This window comes from Microvirga tunisiensis (assembly GCF_009296175.1).
Lineage (GTDB): Bacteria > Pseudomonadota > Alphaproteobacteria > Rhizobiales > Beijerinckiaceae > Microvirga > Microvirga tunisiensis.
The window spans coordinates 1-15,058 of record NZ_VOSK01000159.1; the positions used below are offsets into that span (position 1 = coordinate 1).

Below are 15,058 nucleotides of genomic sequence, written 5' to 3' on the forward strand. Positions count from 1 at the left end.
ACGCAAGCCGTCGCGGCTATACTGCCGCCGGGTGGTCGGGGTCCACATTGCGGTTCCAGATCAGGCTTCAGCACCCTCCTGGAATCATAGCGGTCTCGGCCACTCAACCCTTTTCGGGACGGGCTCTAAGAGGCCTCTGCCCGAGGGGCCTCTGTTCTAATGATCTCAACGGATGGGAGCTGGTCAGGAGCGACCGGGGCTACGCTTGTAGGTTGGTTCGCGGACGGGGCTTTGCGTTTTGAGGCCAGAAGTTCATGGACGGCGTAACCGGCCGCACAAGCCAAGAACGTTGCGAGACCGCCGATAATGATTGCAGGGGATTCGGCTGGAGCCCGAGCGACGAACGCTGCGAGGGCGGGTGAGCCACTGCAGAGGAGGGCCACGAGTGCTGAAAACAAGGCAAGGCGGCCCTGAGATTCCATAAGGTCTCTCCTTAAGAGTATAAATCTTGAATCTAGTTCTAATGGGATTTTATCTGATCTGATCCCTGATAGCTAAAGCAGGAAAGGGGATCAGTCTGACCTATATCGGGGCCAGTGTTGAAAACTCGCAGTCATGGCCGGAACTGCGCTTCTCAATCATCTCTTCAAAGCGCTCGAGCTCGGAGTGGAGAATGAGCAGGACGCCGGTCGTGGCGGCGAGACGTCTGGCTGAAGGCGTGAAGCCACCGTTTGTGACCACGGCGGCGACTCCGCCAGTGTGATGCTTTCTGGCCGCGTAAGCTTCTTGGACGGCTTTGTTGCCAACCGGGCTGCTATAGAGCTTGCATTGGATGACGGCTCTCAGCCCGTCCTTTTCGGCGATGACATCGGCCCCTTGGTCGCCTGTTCCCCCGACCGTCTGTGTCTTCCATCCAGACTTGGCTAAGCTGGCAGCAACCCACTGCTCAAACTCCAATGGGGTCATGTCCTCGTCAAACATGAGCCGGGCTTCCAACTCCTTTGCCCGGATTCCCACGCGCTCTTTGATCATGTCTACGATGGCTGGGCTGAATTTCCCCTTAGGAGCGAGGATGCTGATCGCCTCTTCGCTGAGTTCGGGCTTGATGACCTTGGACAGGAAGCGCCGCAACTCCTTCTCCCACGCGTCGGTTTCCTCAAGGCCGTAGTGGTCGATGCTTACCAGAGCGATACGGCGCCTAGCGAGGGTATCGAGGTGCTTGGAAACGATCTTGTTAACGGTTGCGCGGGCCGCGCGCTCCTCCGGGGCCAGGTTGTCAAGGGCGTCGACGACGAGAACAGTGACGCGACACAGGCATGCAGCCAAGGCGATGAGGCCGAGGACGACGTAGCTCCAGAATGCGAAAGCACTGCTGCCGACTCTCGTCAGGCACCATGCGCAACCAATCGCGATGGAACCCGTGAGAAGCCACATATTCCCTTTCCTCGGATACCGTCCGGCGCGTGTTGATCTTGGGCCCTCTACCGGAAGGTCAAGGCAAACAGTCTATCACGCTTGAAAGCTTAATGTGGGGATACCCTTGGGGATCGACGGCTACATCACCTGTGCATAAGTTGGCATGACAAGGCCACCAACGACCTAGTAAAAGAAAAGCGCCGGCTGCATGTCAGCGGCGCTTTCCTTCGACAACGGAGCCCCCCAGCCCTCGCGATCGGTTTGTTCACAGTGGATGATTTGCTGGGGAAAAGCTATAGCGCGGAAGCGACGGAAAAGGGAATGGTTAAGGGATCTGACTTGTTTGAAGAGGTAACCCCTTTTTGAAGCCAATTTGCCGCAGTTCGAAATGCCAGCTGTCACGCCCCTAAAAGGCGTCGGAGGTCACTGGAAGCCTGAGCAGGCTGGGAAGAGGCTGGCGGGATTTGAATGCTGGGAAGCCGTCCCGCGATCGGGCGCCATTCATCCTCACTCCCGTCCGGCGATATGCATGCTGAGTAGGAGAGATGGACCCTGGTCCCAGCGGCTTCGAGGGCCTGTCCGAGAGCTGTGATACATCCTCCGTCTGCAGCGGACCAGGCGCCAGAGAGGAGAACGGCGGGGCGTTTAGCGGCAGTCATCCGCTCGCAAAGGAATTTGGCCGCCGCGTCGAGATCGTCGCCATAGAGGCTGGCGCCGTCTTCGTGGATTGTGTCGATAGCGCTGACGAGCTCTTCGGCCGAGTTGGACACTCCAAATGCGTATGTGCTGGAGAATCGATGGAGGACGGCCAAGTCCCATCCCGCCTTAAGAAGCTTGTCGACCTCTTCCGCCTGGGCAATCTGGCAGGCCCACGAGTATTCGGGAATCTGGCGGGGGTCGTCCGAGTTGGACGCATCGTCCTTCGACTGTACGACGTCACCTGGATGTACGAGGATATAGAGTGGCTTGGCTGAGTTCACCTCGTCGGGAAGGCTGATCGCGATAAAGTCGTTGGCTTCCCCCTGGTCCTGATCCCCAAAAAATTGAATCCGGGCCCAGATTTCATCGTCAGGATCGTCGTACATGGGATTTTTGATCCCCTTTCGGTTCTTGGCAGGCCGCGCGTGGAGGGGTAACTTCGGCCAGCTTTTATGTGGGGCAAATCTATGAGAATGAAGCTTTGGATATCGGCTGCTGTCGTGTGTGCCGCGGTCGTCCAGGCGCCGGCGCTGGCGCAGAATGCCACCGACGCAATGAAGTCCTATGACTTGCTTGCGGCCGGGACCTACGCCGAGCCGCCGGTTGCGATGTGGAAGGACGTGCTCGATAAGGCGAACGAGTCCATGAAGAAGATCGTGGACCCAAGCATCCTCAAGAAGCGCAGTCCTGGGCAATATGTAGTCGGGGCCGTTTTTGGGCGAGAGTTCAAGGTCGGGGACGCCTCAGTTGCCGTGAGCATCTATCAGGGTGGTGGCGCATGCGATGGCGGCGCGAACTCCTCGAGCAGCACGCAAACGTGGGGCACCGACTGCCCCGTCCGGATCCAGCTTAAGCAAGGCGAGAACGTCCGTGTAGTCGAAGGGAAAGCCTGCGCCCCTTACGACTGGGCGCTTGGTGAGAAGGACCCCTACGGCGGCGATCGGGCCTATGTGACCTACAATGCGTCCAAGGGCGCCTTGGACTTCAGCGTCACTTCCAGGCGCAAGGTCGTTAAGGCCTGCAATACGTCGATCAAGGTTGGCACGCTTGCGGGTACAGGGGAACCCGTTGCCGAGGCCGCGGGAAGTGCACCTTCAGGCGGAGCCGCAATTTCAGGTGTGACGGCGGCCTACTCAGATACGTCCGGCAAGACCTGCAAACAGCAGAGGGAGCATTCCGAGCTGAGCGAGTGGACGTGCTCGGCTCCAGCCGGCCGAAAGGTCGTTTTCGGCGATACGGGCGGCTTATTCGGCGTCCAGTTTGGGAAAAAGGGCGATAGCGATCTTGAGCCGATGTTTCGCCCAGGTGGTGACGCTACCGGCAAGAAGATCGAATGGCGGATGAAAGATGGGCAGCCGATCGCATCAATCCTGCGCGTCTTCGTCAGCGAAGACATCGGTTCGACCAAGCAGGTACTCCTAGTCACGAAGATCGATGGCGATCGCGCATGCCATATGGCGTATGTTGACGCCCAGATCGCCGATGCCAACGTTCGGGCCGCCGAGATCGCCGACGGCAAGAGTGCCGCTTTCAAGTGTGGAAGCGACAAACCCGAGAAGGTTGGAAGCCCGGCCAAGATCGGTGATGAGTAACTGTCGGACCGGCCCCGGAAAGGGGCCGGATTCCTTCAGGCGGCGGCTTGGAGTGGCTGGTTCACGTTCTCATAGAGCGACGGTGTCTGATCGGTCTTCATGAGGCTACCGCGCGTCATGTCGAAGAAGTCGATCCACTCCCGCAACTCTGGCCTCTCCGAGATGTCGATGTCGGCGACCGACTTCTGAAAGGCAAGGAGATCTTGAGGTGCTTTCTCACAGATCAATCTAACTTCGTCCTCGGGGAGTAGTCCTTGGTCAACAATGTACTCTGTCATTGATCCGGGACGAGGCGTTGCACCTCGCATGCCGAGCACCGGTTTACGCCAAAGCCCTTCCACATTGATCAGTCGGGGCTTAGCTCTTGCTTCCATCAGAACGATGCGACGGAGAAACGGCTTTTCGAGTTCGTGGAGTTCCCACGCCTTGGTTACAGGGCAGAAGAAGCACGCCGATTTGACCGGGATTGGAAGCCCAGCCTTTGCAATGCGGGCCTTGCAATCGTCACGCGTCCAGCCGAGATCGCGCAGAGGATATAAGTATTCGTACTTGTTATCTGTGGAACCTTCACGTTCAGCATAGCGTTTCTGATCAGCTGGACTACAATCGTAGCCAATAAGCTTGATTACCTTGCCGCCAGCAGCCCAACAGCGCCGAGCCGGCTCCCAATTGTCAGCCCATTTTTCTTGAGGCTGGATCTTCCATTTCTGCGAACAACTTCCAAAGCCGAAGCTTTTACTCGGCAAAGTCCCATTCGTAAGACAATTCTCCTCTAATGTTCTATAAGGAGGATAGTTCTTGAAGTTCTTAGGTAATTACCCAGGCCCTTGCATGAGTCGGGCTTCGCTGATTCCATGCCTGTATGGGCCGCAGCGATCTTGAGCGTCTGAGCAAGGAAGAGCTGATCGAGCTGGTGCTGCGACTGCAGCGGCCGCAAAAGACCTCACGCACGTCCTCAAAGCCGCCCTCGACCGATCGCAAGGAGCAGCGCGAGCGCTCCAAACCGGGCGGAGCCAAGCCCGGTCATGAAGGCCACAGCCGGATCCTCAGCGCCACGCCTGATGAGGTGGTCGAGCACCGTCCTGACCGGTGCTCGTGCTGTTCGGCTGTCCTGATGGCGGATTGGCCGGCGGAGACGATCAGCCTCCACGAGCAGATTGAGCTGCCGGAGGTGGCGCCCCGCGTCACCCAGCATCGGCGCCTGGCGGTGCGCTGCCGGGCGTGTGGAACGCGGATCGCCGCGGCCGTGCCGGACGCCGCCAAGGGGACACCGTTCGGGCCACGCGTCCATGCCATGGCGACTTATCTCAAGACCTTCCAGGCTCTGTCCTACGAGCGGCTGCAAAGCGCATTCGCGGATCTGTTCGGGCTCACGCTCAGCCAGGGCGGCCTGATGACCATGCTGCGCCGAGCGCAGGGCGCCTTCGCGGGCGAGCGCGACAAGGCGGTTGCGGCGTTGCGCCGGGCCCGGGTCATCGCCTCCGACGAGACCGGCGTTCGGATCGAGGGCTCCAACGCCTATCATTGGGTGTTTCGCTGCGCCGAGGCGGTGGTCCATCACGCCTCTGCGACCCGGGGCGCCATCGTGGTCCGGACCGTGATGGATGGGCACCGGCCCGAGGTCTGGTGTTCCGACCGCTACAGCGCGCAACAGGGCCATGCCGACGCCCACCAGACCTGCCTGGCCCATCTTGCCCGCGATGTCGCCTATGCCGATGAGGTGAGCGCCGATGTCCTGCCCTCCCGCCTCAAGCTGTGGCTGCACCGGGCCTTTGCCCTGGCGGAGGAGGTCGGAACCCTTGCCGCCTCGACCCTCGCTCGCAAGCGCCGGGCCCTGGAGCGAAGTCTGGACGCGATCCTGGCCACGCCGACCTCCTGTGATCTGGCCCGTGACATTCAGAGCAAGGTCCGGCGCGCCCGCGATCAGCTCCTGACCTTCGCCCACTGGCCTGGACTGGTTGAGGCGACCAACAACGCCTGCGAACGCGCGCTCAGACCGGCCGTCATTCAGCGCAAGGTGACCAACGGCTATCGCTCCATGTGGGCCGCCGAGGGCGAAGCGGACATACGCACGGTCGTTGGCACGGCTCGTCTCGGTCCGGCCACCAATGCGTTCAACACAATCCTTCAGACTGTGTCTGCCTGAACCTCAGTGCGAAATAGGGGCGTGGGTAATTACGTTCTTAGGCTCATAGCGAACGACATGCAAGGGCACCCCTCGGTCCTCGAGCCACTTCTTGAAAATGGGGAGGTACTCGTAGGTTTGTTGGCGTTCTGAACCCGTATCTGCAAAGAGCGCTGCATCAATGCGATCGCCGCGTTCTACTAATTCCACACACATTGCTACACTATCCACCCCAAGGCCAAGGGCAGCTAGAACGGGAGCCTCTCCATCGGAAAAGAAGTCGAGCTGAGGTGGCCGGGCAGTTTGCTCGGTCATGCTTGATGAATCCTTGTCATTGATGGCGAGCCTGGAATCGCTCACGCGCAGTCGTGCGTTACGCAGCGACGGTTGTGATGCGAGGGAGAGCGACAGCCGACGTCCGCAGGGGCTTGTCAAAGTCTCTGGTCAGACCGCCTTCAGGGTGGCGGGACCAGGCGAGGTAATGCCGGAGCGTCTGACGGATGTCATAGGCAATCCGTGCGTCCTCATGGATCTCAGGGCTGTGAATCCCGAACGACGCGGAGCAGAGATCCGACAGGTCGCGAATAACCTCTTGTCCTTCGGGCGAAGTTGCCGTGACGAGGCCTTCGATCGCTATTTGGATTTGGCCGAGATGCAGGCGAAGGAAGATCTCAAGGGACCAGACCAGACGATCGGCCTCGTCGAGGGACATCTCGATGCAATCGTTGTCCTTCCTTAGGACAGACGCGTCGATCTGAAGGTGATGCCCGTCGAAGTACGGGCGGCCCCGAGACAGGCGGCCAGACGCAGCAATCAATCGGTTTAAGAATGTGTGGCCGCCGATGCTAGTGCTGAGCGCCTGCTGGGAGTAGGTCACACTGCGGATCGCCGTGAAGTCCAGATTGGACAGACGTTCTGCTGTCTCGGCGGCTTGTCGGATGACGCGCCGCTGGGTCGGGGAAAGGGTGAGCCTGAGTTCTCTCATTAGGCCGCCTTGGGGTGGAACGTCTTCTGGCTGGCGTCCAGGATCTCAACGTGGCGGTCCAGATCAATAACGAATGGAAGCAGGCTCGGCTTGTACTCGTTGGCGGGTACTAAGAACCACCGTTGTGTGTTGCTCTCGCGCCTGCCGCCAAGGCTGGCGACCACCTTGACATCCTGATCGGCAACGCCGAAGGCGGCATCGACGAGCCAGTTCTGTGCATTGGTGGCCCAGAATTCCCGCTGACGAAGAGTATGGCTCTGGTCGGCCGTGAGGGCCTCGCCCGTAACTTTCATGAATTCGTCGGGAAAGCTGTTGATGAGCGTCCGACGGGCGATGGTACGGTCACGGGTGGTGAAAAGATGAGGGAAGTGGTGCGCAACGATCCCCCACTGCTCGTCTTCCTCATAGAAGCCGTTCCCAGTGCGCCAGGCAGGATGGATTCTTTCGTTGGCTTCGAGTGTCAGGAAGAAACCACCGTGACCGGGTGTTCCGAGCTTGATAACCCCTTCGCCGTAATCGTAGGCGTAGTCGGGCGCTCCCCAGGGGCTGGAGAATAGACCGACCTCGCGGGGCTTGACGTACTCGCGCTTGACGGAGCGCAGCTCTGCGATACTCAGATGGACGAGCTTGGCATCTTCACGAGCCTCGTCGAGGGTATCGTTCACGGAAATGCTGTCCCACTCCATACGCGTCGTGACCTGGAAAAGGGGCAGGGTGGGACGTTCGAGCACGAAGAAGCAGAAGCCATTACCTGATCGCTCCACAATGCGGAGGGTCACGCCGGAGGCTATATCCGGAAGTTGTTCGATTTCACGTTCGGTCATGAGTATGTCCCTGCGATCAGACAGCCGTGAGTTCGGCGGGGTTGGACTTCAACCAGGTGAGGAGAGCGTCGGCGATCCGATGGGGATCATTCGCGAAGAAGCCGGAGCGGCCGAGGGGATTGAGCTCGACGATACCGATGGTGATCGAGTTGCCACCAGAGCCGGCAGCAAAGAGATCCATCACGAAATGGCGGGGGAAGTCAGAATCGGCCGCCAGGATCTCGTCCACGATCTCCTGTGCCGCGTCACGGTACGCGCTGACCACGATAGAGGCCTCAGGAGGCGTCCTATCCCCGATCCTGCCGCGAACGACGTAGTCGAAGATTTCATCCTTCCCGGCTGTCCGGTTGAGAGGCGTGTATTCCACCACGGCGCCGGCACCTGAGACCACGCGACCATCGACCACGAAGCAGCGATATTCCTGCTCCATCTCGACGAATTCCTGGATGGCCGAGATGCCGGCGCCCCGGTGAACTGCGGCCCAGGTGATCTCTTCGGGAAGCGGCTCCTCTCGCGTCGGTATGAAGTGCTGGACCCGATATTCCTTGAGAGGCTCGGACAACATCTTCCAGGAGATCTTCTGGCCGATGAAGGAGCGAGCAACATCGTTTAGAAGGGGGAGGTGAGTAATCTCCTCTGGGATGTCTTCCACATCATGCTTGCAGGTGATGAACCTGCGCCCTGCATTCTGGACGAACCCGGAGTTCAGGCCATAGGTCACTGGCTGCTCGAACGGAGCGATAGGGTCGTATCCGAGCTCACTAAGGCCCTCGAACCCTGCGCGGAGAGTGGGTGTCAGCAGGACCAAGGGATCATCCTTGGACGGCACTCCCATCGCCTCGGCATGGTCATTCAGCGGTGCAGGGTCGGCATGCAGCGAAATCTGAATGAACAGGGCGATCCCGTGCCTGGCACAGGCGTCACGGACGGCGATCAATCGAGCGATCTTCTCGATCCAGTCCTCGCGGTCGAGTGTCTCCGAAGGCTCCGCTTTGACGCCGGCACTCTCGAGAAGTCCGAGATAATCTCCCAGGAGGCTAAGCGCATCGTCGTATCCTTCCAAGCTGGCCGGAACGTGGTGATGAACGTCTTGAATCAGGATCTGAAGACGCACGAGGCCTCCATTCTTACAGAGGGGTTTGATCACGGGGCAGAAGCACCGGATCTGGTCGTCTCCTGGATTCTTTTGAGGGACTCGCAGAGCCTCTCTGACGAGAGCTGCTCAGTTTGGCGAGGACGGTTGGGCTGCAGTCGTTGAGTATGCAGCGAGCCGCACGTTAGGCAGCTCTAAATGCGAGAAGAGGGCCGGAGAGCCAGGGGTTGGCTCCTCGTCCCTCTTCAGGTTTTGTGACCGGTTGCAATCACAAACCAGATTGCAATTTACACCGTGTCGAATGGTCTGTCGAGACGGCACTATCAATCCAGCAATCGCTTAGCGTTCATCTTCAACAATCCTGGCAAGTTCGGCGTAGGTGAGCCTGTCGGGAGCACTGTCGAGGAACGAGAGCATCGAATTATTGATCCGGCCCTCATTGTCTTGAAGGAGTCTCAGATAGCTCCAGTTTGATCGGCATGAAGCACGTGGACATGCGCAAGCTGCCTGCGGCGGCCCAAGAGGAGCGTCGGCGGCAAGTGATTGGGCTGCGGCAGCGCGGGCTGACCTACGGAGCGATCGCGAAGCAGGTTGGGCTCTCGCCGACCGGAGTGTTCGACATCTGCAAGCGGTTCGCGGCGGAGGGCGCGAAGGGATTGGTGAGTAAGCCGCGCGGGCGCAAGCCGGATGAGCAGCGGCTACTGAATGCGGCCCAGGAGGCAGCGGTGCGATGGCTGATCTGCCGGCATACGCCGGACGAGTTGGACTTGCCGTTTGCCTTGTGGAGCCGGGCGGCGGTGCGCGAGCTGATCCGGCAGCGCTGCGGGGTCGTGCTGGCCATACGGACTGTGGGCAAATACCTAGCGCGCTGGGGCTTTACGGCCCAGAAGCCGTTGCGGCGCGCTTATGAACAGAACCCGGCCGCAGTGCGGCGCTGGCTGCGACGGGAGTACCCGGCTATCGTGGCGGCGGCCCGCCGGGCGCGTGGCACCATCTTCTGGGGCGACGAAACCGGTCTGCGCTCGGACGACGTGCGCGGTCGCGGCTACGCGCCGCGGGGCCGGACGCCGGTGGTCCGGGTCTGCCATCGGCGGGCCGGGCTGAGCCTGATCTCTGCCGTGAGCAACCGCGGCGCTCTGCGTTGGATGGTTCTTGATGGGGCAGTGAACGCCGCAGCCTTGATCCGCTTCCTCCAGCGCCTGATCCGGGACATCCGGCGCAAGGTGTTCTTGATTCTGGATCGGCTGCAGGTGCACCGGGCCGGCCAGATTCGTGACTGGCTGGCCACGCATAGAACCAAGATCGAGGTCTTCTACCTGCCTGCCTACAGTCCGGAACTGAACCCGGACGAGGGCCTGAACGCCGACCTGAAGCAGGCCGTCACCCGCAAGGCGCCCGTGCGCAGCAAACAGCAGCTCAAGCGGGCGACCGTCAGCCACATGCGCAGGCTGTCCAAATTGCCTGCGCGCGTCAGAAGCTACTTCCACCATAAACCAGTCCGCTATGCCGCATGATCCAAGATCAAGACAATGAGGGCCGGATCAATAAAGTCTCGGCTGCGCTCGATCATAGCTGCGTGCTCAGCTTGCTTGGCGTCAACGATCTGGCGCCCTCCTGTACGGGCTCGAAGACGCTCAAGTGCCTCGGCGCCGGCATCAGTGAGCTCTCGATGATAGCTGTACTTGTGCCCCGGCTGATGCACATGGTCGAGGATCAGGACCTGCCCCTGAAGCTGGACGTCAGGATGCTCAGTGAAGCCCAGTGTCAGGTCCGTCTTCTTGCCATTGAACTCGAGCCAAGCATGAGAAGCCATCAAGGGGCCGGTCTCGTCGTGAGCGAAGCCGACGGCCGGAGTGGCAGAGACACCGTACTTATTCTGAAGATAGACCGCGAGAAAGAATGTCACGCGATAGCACATGCCCATTGCTCGAGACGGGGCAATAAACCGGCTGTATGTCGCGCGGGAAACATCTGCAATCGTCCGTTCTTCAGCGGAGAGGGCATCATAGAATGTGTTCCATTGCCCGGCGCGGCGTTTGGCTTGGCCCATGGTCATGTCCGTTGTCAAAAGGAGCGACACATAACTCGCTCCGAGTGATCACCGTTAAGCGGGTTCCTCAGGCGGCTTGGGCGAAAGCGATTGGCTCGCTTGCCAGTTCTCCCACGCCGGGCTGAGCTGGCAGGCGATAGACGCGCGGGGGTGCGGCGCTGATCTCGGCGATCTCGGCGGCTGCGGCCTGGATCTCCGGCTCGCTGGTCCCGATCTCCCACATGGTGTCGCCTTCGATATCGACGCCGACGGTAAGGAAGAGATCGAATCCCTGAAGGTCGATTCTGGAGAAAAGCTCCTCGACTGAACCCGTTGCTAACGCCGGGTGCCGGCCGCCGCAGGTGGCAGTCGCATGGACATCGGGGTTGCGAAGGGCCATCTCACCTTGGCCGTTCTGGAGGTAGAAGCGCAGTGCGGCAAGGATGGTTGCTTCGTCCTGCTCGCTGAGGGCGTGAAGGCGGGTACGCATGTCGCGTCTCCTCAAGATTGCTGCTGGGAATGAGGCGAGGATCTGGCTCGTCCGGGGCGGCGGTTGCGTGGCTTTGGCAATGGACGCAGGGCGTTCAGGAGATGCTCGCGGCCGTCGCGGTCCACGAACTTCCAGCATATCCAAGCGTTCTCGGGATTTGGCTTGCCGAGAGAGGCGTTGAGGCGATTGAGGTTGTCGAATCTCTGACCATCTGGGGTCACCCAGAAGCCTCCGCGAGCGACTGCGTTGTAGGTGTACCCTTGCCAAATTCGATAGATTGCGAAGCCCTCTGGCAGCGTGAGCCCTGTAGATGGATCTCTATAGCCGATGGGCCCATCTTGGGTGAGGTTCACCGGCAGCCCGAGCTTGAGCAGGCGGCGTAGATAGGTGTCGATAGAGAGGCCGCTGCCGTCGGTGATCTGGCGTAAAGCCGTGGCGACTTCCGACGATATGGTTATGACCTCATCGGTGGATCCATCCACGTCTCGCCTGGTGACGAGCCCAACCGTACCAGCCACAAGGCTGCGCGGCTGGGGAGCGAGTGAACGCCCAAGATTGTCTCGTTGGGTAGGATCGAGGAGCTTCTGAAGCTTCTTACGGGCGCGGGCAGTGACGGCCTCTCCAGCTACAACTTCATGGAGAGACGCGAACGAAATCGCTGCAATGATGTCGCCCAGTTCCTCTTCGATGCGACTGCGGCCAGTTTTGGCACCATCAGGCGTATCGATCCCAAAGCAGAGGGCATTGCCTCCGACCTGAGCGAATTCACCGCACTCACTCAGGATCTTGCCAACGCAGTAGGCTTCGACATCGAAGGAGCGGTCAGGGGTGGGACTCATGGGCTACGCTCCTCAAGGGTGAGAGGCGGCCCTTAGGCCGCCTCGTCGAAGAGAGACATCTGGCGGATACCTGCCTGCTGCTGACGTGCTACGAGGCGCGCCTTGAGATCCGATCCCCAAGCACGATAGATCGGCGGTGGTTCTCGCAGCATGGACGCGATAACGATGTTGGCGTAGACTAGGGCCGAGGCGAGATCTGGGCACACCGAGTTGCCGATCATACGCGTCTGGGAAGTCCGGGTAAGGGGCTTCCCATTGTGGACGGCCTCAAGGACATAGTCCTCGGGGAATCCCTGGCCACGCGCGAGCTCGCGGGGCGTGAGCATCCTGAGTCCGATGTCCACCACGATGTGCTGGCCGACCGTGACAAACTCACCACCGTTCCAGCAGCCGAATTCGCGTAAGAATTCGGCGACCAGGCGGGCCTTCTCAAGGAGTTCGCTCGACAGCGGCGGAACCGTCCCACGGACATCTGCGAGGCCGAACCGATCATGGGTCGTGATCGTGTGAAGCGGGTCCGTGACAGGCGTGTCCTGATCTGAGCCATAATAAGCTACAAGAGAGGCGCCAACCGTACCAATGTGATTGCCTTGAGCAGTTGCTGTCGGCATCGGATCATTGGCGGGCGACGAACGCATGTCCGAGCCTTTCATATTGATCATGTGCGGCGCGGTGACCATCTCGGTCTTTACGACCCCATGGCGCGGTGCGCCAGCCATCACAGTATGGATCGGCTCATTAGGCAATTGCCCAATGCTATTCTCTTGGAACTTCGTTAGATGGGCAGCGACAACGCTTTGCGTGCACCCCTTCCCAATGATGGTCGAGAGCGGTTCGTCCATAGCATGACCGATCATGCCGGTGTTGTTCTGGGACAGGAATGCCGACACAAGACCCGTCTTGCCCCCGCCACCGGCAGTAACAGTTCCCAGGGGATCGTTTGCGGCAGAACCGACGGAGGCACCAAAGTGCCGCATCAGCGAGACCGCCGCGAGTGACCCGCCGTTTCCGTCCGGTACAATGGTCGGAGCGGGCTTATCAATCGGGTACGTACGCGGCTCCTGGCCGGTGCGCTCACCGTAGCGGGGTACCAGGTAAGGAGCGATGACAGCATTCTGGTCTTTACGGGAAGCGGTGATCGTATGAAGCGGCTTCTGGACCGGGCGGTTGGCCCCGCCTTGCTGGGCATATGTCATGACGGGTGCAATAGCGGGTAGAACGAGAGCTTTCTCGCCGCGATTGGCCGCTGTGACGGTACGGATAGGATCACGGAGGCTTTCGGTGCGTTCTCCACCCTGATGTGTGAGGGAGACAAGGAACGGCTCAGACGCATCGATCACATACCGCTTGACGCCTTTGGCTATGCGCTGAAGCGTGGCCCGTTCGAGAGGACGCTTCGTCTGAATCCCGGTCTCATCCTTGAACCGCTGCGCATCAGACTTCGACATGAAGATGCTCGGGCACGGCTTCGACCAGTCAATAATTTCGGCAGCCGTGCGCCAGGGCAGGAGCTTGCCCGACTGAACCTCGGCGCTCTTGGGATCACCGTGGGTTGGCTCCGGCCAAACGATTGGCTTTCCATCACAGCGAGCGACAAGGAAAAGTCTGGTGCGGATTGTGGGGGCACCATAATCGCATGCCCGCAGCTCCCGATACTCAACCCGGTAACCCAAGCGTTCAAGCTTTGACACCCAGTCCGCGAATGTCTGTCCCTTACGGTCTGGGCACGGTTGACCCTCGATCGTCAAGGGGCCCCACTCGGCGAACTCTGAGACGTTTTCAAGAAGGATAACTTTCGGTCGGACTGACTTAGCCCAACGCACGACAACCCAAGCTAGATCACGCGTTTTCTGGCCTCTCGGCTTGCCTCCCCTCGCGCGGCTATGGCTCCGGCAATCTGGCGAGGCCCAGAAAATGCCTACACTACGACCGGCTGTGTGTTGTCGCGGATCCACCTTCCAAACGTTGTGCCGAAGGTGTATGGTTGTTGGGTGATTGGCCTCGTGCATGGCCAATGCCTCGCCATCATGGTTGATGGCAATGTCGGGCTCACGGCCGAGTGCCATGGCGATGCCCTTTGAGGCGCCTCCACCTCCCGCAAAACTATCTACAATCATTCCCTCGACGAGTGAGTTGAGAGAATTTGAGCCAACTTTTGCCTGTTTGTTCAGGAAGCGCGGAAGCGAACTGTCCATGAAATTTTCTCTGGGGTTTGAGGGATCACGCAATTTCGGTGTGCGTCCCCACCACATGCGGCAGCACTTCTTCGCAGCCCCAAAGAAATAGCGGCCGGTTGAGAGCCGACCGCTGACCAGAAAGAGGCGAGGTTAGACCGACCGGGCTGGCGATCGCTTCCAGTTCTGCACGACGTAGTGTCGCCATGGATGTTTCGGCCGTCCTCCGCGGGAGAAGAGCAATTCTTCCGTTCTCGATGCTGCTAGGTCCAGCCGCTCTGCCAGTGCTTCGACGTTCCGACAGTAACGTTCATAGACATGCGCCGAGTTTCTTCGGGCGACGTATCCGCTATGGTCAAATGCGATGAAACAGGGCTCGAACAGGATCGAAACAGACTTGCCCGTCCACTGATCAAGAATGTAGCCGTCGTTCGATTGAAGCAGGAAGAAAATGAGCTTCGTGAAATAGGCAGGACCTAGTCCGGCAATGGGAGTGCTCTCAAACAGGCCGTAGGCCTCTGAACGGGTCATAGGCCTGCTTCTGATCTCGCGGACAATGGGCTGCCAGCGGTGGCGCTCGGCCCATGCGCTCCTGGCATTCTTGGGCCTCATTTCGCCCCATGCCATACAGGCAATATAGCAGGCCTCGTCGTATCCATCCGAGCGGGGCCGCGGGATTTTGGGTGCCGCGCGTGGTAACGTCGGTTCATGGAGATCGATGAGGACAAGATCGACGATGCCGTTTTGGCGCTGTTATGGCTGACGCTGCATAACGAGCGTTGTGCCTGGAAGGGCTTCGACTGGGCAACGACGGATCGGCTTCACAAGAAGGGCTTGATCGGCGACCCAGTC

The 15,058-nt window shown here is 59.9% G+C and carries 16 protein-coding genes; 4 read left to right on the forward strand and 12 right to left on the reverse strand.

What is annotated here, in order from left to right; all coding sequences use genetic code 11:
* Nucleotides 1–522 precede the first annotated feature (522 nt).
* Nucleotides 523–1,374 carry a restriction endonuclease gene (locus FS320_RS26585; RefSeq protein ID WP_152715030.1) on the reverse strand — a complete coding sequence of 284 codons (852 nt, stop codon included), beginning with the start codon at nucleotides 1,372–1,374 and terminating at the stop codon, nucleotides 523–525.
* 380 nt (nucleotides 1,375–1,754) lie between these two features.
* Nucleotides 1,755–2,441: a hypothetical protein gene (locus tag FS320_RS26590; RefSeq protein ID WP_192926341.1), complete on the reverse strand. Its 687-nt coding sequence runs from the start codon at nucleotides 2,439–2,441 to the stop codon at nucleotides 1,755–1,757.
* Between the two features lie 114 nt (nucleotides 2,442–2,555).
* On the opposite strand from FS320_RS26590, the gene FS320_RS26595 reads away from it, so the two are divergent.
* Nucleotides 2,556–3,647, forward strand: a complete 1,092-nt coding sequence (locus tag FS320_RS26595; RefSeq protein WP_152715032.1) for a hypothetical protein — start codon at nucleotides 2,556–2,558, stop codon at nucleotides 3,645–3,647.
* 35 nt (nucleotides 3,648–3,682) lie between these two features.
* Here FS320_RS26595 and FS320_RS26600 read toward each other — a convergent pair whose 3' ends face one another.
* Entirely contained in the window at nucleotides 3,683–4,393 is a 711-nt protein-coding gene (locus tag FS320_RS26600; RefSeq protein ID WP_192926342.1) for a hypothetical protein, read from the reverse strand.
* Between the two features lie 116 nt (nucleotides 4,394–4,509).
* Between FS320_RS26600 and tnpC the strand changes: the two genes are divergently transcribed.
* On the forward strand, nucleotides 4,510–5,793 hold the full coding sequence (gene tnpC, locus FS320_RS26605; protein ID WP_152715034.1) for an IS66 family transposase: 1,284 nt from the start codon (nucleotides 4,510–4,512) through the stop codon (nucleotides 5,791–5,793).
* A 3-nt stretch (nucleotides 5,794–5,796) separates the two neighbouring features.
* On the opposite strand, the gene FS320_RS26610 is transcribed toward tnpC, so the two are convergent.
* From FS320_RS26610 to FS320_RS48330, 4 genes are read right to left on the reverse strand one after another with little or no spacing between them, the layout of a single operon-like run.
* Nucleotides 5,797–6,087 carry a hypothetical protein gene (locus tag FS320_RS26610; RefSeq protein ID WP_152715036.1) on the reverse strand — a complete coding sequence of 97 codons (291 nt, stop codon included), beginning with the start codon at nucleotides 6,085–6,087 and terminating at the stop codon, nucleotides 5,797–5,799.
* 58 nt (nucleotides 6,088–6,145) lie between these two features.
* On the reverse strand, nucleotides 6,146–6,757 hold the full coding sequence (locus tag FS320_RS26615) for a hypothetical protein (protein WP_152715038.1): 612 nt from the start codon (nucleotides 6,755–6,757) through the stop codon (nucleotides 6,146–6,148).
* Complete coding sequence (locus tag FS320_RS26620; RefSeq protein WP_152715040.1) at nucleotides 6,757–7,581, reverse strand: DUF7007 domain-containing protein; 825 nt, start codon at nucleotides 7,579–7,581, stop codon at nucleotides 6,757–6,759. The genes FS320_RS26615 and FS320_RS26620 overlap by 1 nt, the downstream gene beginning before the upstream one ends.
* 16 nt (nucleotides 7,582–7,597) lie before the next feature.
* On the reverse strand, nucleotides 7,598–8,695 hold the full coding sequence (locus tag FS320_RS48330; RefSeq protein ID WP_152715042.1) for an ATP-grasp domain-containing protein: 1,098 nt from the start codon (nucleotides 8,693–8,695) through the stop codon (nucleotides 7,598–7,600).
* A 458-nt stretch (nucleotides 8,696–9,153) separates the two neighbouring features.
* Here FS320_RS48330 and FS320_RS26630 point away from each other — a divergent pair, with 458 nt between their 5' ends.
* On the forward strand, nucleotides 9,154–10,188 hold the full coding sequence (locus FS320_RS26630; protein ID WP_152715052.1) for an IS630 family transposase: 1,035 nt from the start codon (nucleotides 9,154–9,156) through the stop codon (nucleotides 10,186–10,188).
* Here FS320_RS26630 and FS320_RS26635 read toward each other — a convergent pair.
* The 5 genes from FS320_RS26635 to FS320_RS26655 form a co-directional block, all read right to left on the reverse strand.
* The gene (locus FS320_RS26635; protein WP_152715044.1) at nucleotides 10,176–10,724 is read right to left on the reverse strand and encodes a hypothetical protein; all 549 of its coding nucleotides are present in this window, start codon (nucleotides 10,722–10,724) and stop codon (nucleotides 10,176–10,178) included. The genes FS320_RS26630 and FS320_RS26635 overlap by 13 nt on opposite strands.
* 67 nt (nucleotides 10,725–10,791) lie before the next feature.
* Nucleotides 10,792–11,193: a hypothetical protein gene (locus tag FS320_RS26640; RefSeq protein ID WP_152715045.1), complete on the reverse strand. Its 402-nt coding sequence runs from the start codon at nucleotides 11,191–11,193 to the stop codon at nucleotides 10,792–10,794.
* A gap of 11 nt (nucleotides 11,194–11,204) precedes the next feature.
* Nucleotides 11,205–12,032 carry a hypothetical protein gene (locus tag FS320_RS26645; protein ID WP_152715047.1) on the reverse strand — a complete coding sequence of 276 codons (828 nt, stop codon included), beginning with the start codon at nucleotides 12,030–12,032 and terminating at the stop codon, nucleotides 11,205–11,207.
* Between the two features lie 32 nt (nucleotides 12,033–12,064).
* Nucleotides 12,065–14,284 (reverse strand): DNA cytosine methyltransferase, encoded by a 2,220-nt coding sequence (locus FS320_RS26650; RefSeq protein WP_244627400.1) that lies wholly within the window; start codon nucleotides 14,282–14,284, stop codon nucleotides 12,065–12,067.
* A 75-nt stretch (nucleotides 14,285–14,359) separates the two neighbouring features.
* The gene (locus FS320_RS26655) at nucleotides 14,360–14,833 is read right to left on the reverse strand and encodes an 8-oxoguanine DNA glycosylase OGG fold protein (RefSeq protein ID WP_338105568.1); all 474 of its coding nucleotides are present in this window, start codon (nucleotides 14,831–14,833) and stop codon (nucleotides 14,360–14,362) included.
* Nucleotides 14,834–14,914: 81 nt separating this feature from the next.
* Between FS320_RS26655 and FS320_RS48335 the strand changes: the two genes are divergently transcribed.
* Nucleotides 14,915–15,058: DUF6429 family protein (locus FS320_RS48335; RefSeq protein ID WP_244626992.1), on the forward strand; the 144-nt coding region annotated here is incomplete at its 3' end.

Coding starts and splice junctions, on each gene's coding strand:
- FS320_RS26585 (WP_152715030.1), bottom strand. CDS start 1,374: ATGTGGCTTCTCACGGGTTCCATCGCGATTGGTTGCGCATGGTGCCTG.
- FS320_RS26590 (WP_192926341.1), bottom strand. CDS start 2,441: ATGTACGACGATCCTGACGATGAAATCTGGGCCCGGATTCAATTTTTT.
- tnpC (WP_152715034.1), top strand. CDS start 4,510: ATGGGCCGCAGCGATCTTGAGCGTCTGAGCAAGGAAGAGCTGATCGAG.
- FS320_RS26610 (WP_152715036.1), bottom strand. CDS start 6,087: ATGACCGAGCAAACTGCCCGGCCACCTCAGCTCGACTTCTTTTCCGAT.
- FS320_RS26615 (WP_152715038.1), bottom strand. CDS start 6,757: ATGAGAGAACTCAGGCTCACCCTTTCCCCGACCCAGCGGCGCGTCATC.
- FS320_RS26620 (WP_152715040.1), bottom strand. CDS start 7,581: ATGACCGAACGTGAAATCGAACAACTTCCGGATATAGCCTCCGGCGTG.
- FS320_RS26630 (WP_152715052.1), top strand. CDS start 9,154: ATGAAGCACGTGGACATGCGCAAGCTGCCTGCGGCGGCCCAAGAGGAG.
- FS320_RS26635 (WP_152715044.1), bottom strand. CDS start 10,724: ATGGGCCAAGCCAAACGCCGCGCCGGGCAATGGAACACATTCTATGAT.
- FS320_RS26640 (WP_152715045.1), bottom strand. CDS start 11,193: ATGCGTACCCGCCTTCACGCCCTCAGCGAGCAGGACGAAGCAACCATC.
- FS320_RS26645 (WP_152715047.1), bottom strand. CDS start 12,032: ATGAGTCCCACCCCTGACCGCTCCTTCGATGTCGAAGCCTACTGCGTT.
- FS320_RS26650 (WP_244627400.1), bottom strand. CDS start 14,284: ATGTGGTGGGGACGCACACCGAAATTGCGTGATCCCTCAAACCCCAGA.
- FS320_RS26655 (WP_338105568.1), bottom strand. CDS start 14,833: ATGGCATGGGGCGAAATGAGGCCCAAGAATGCCAGGAGCGCATGGGCC.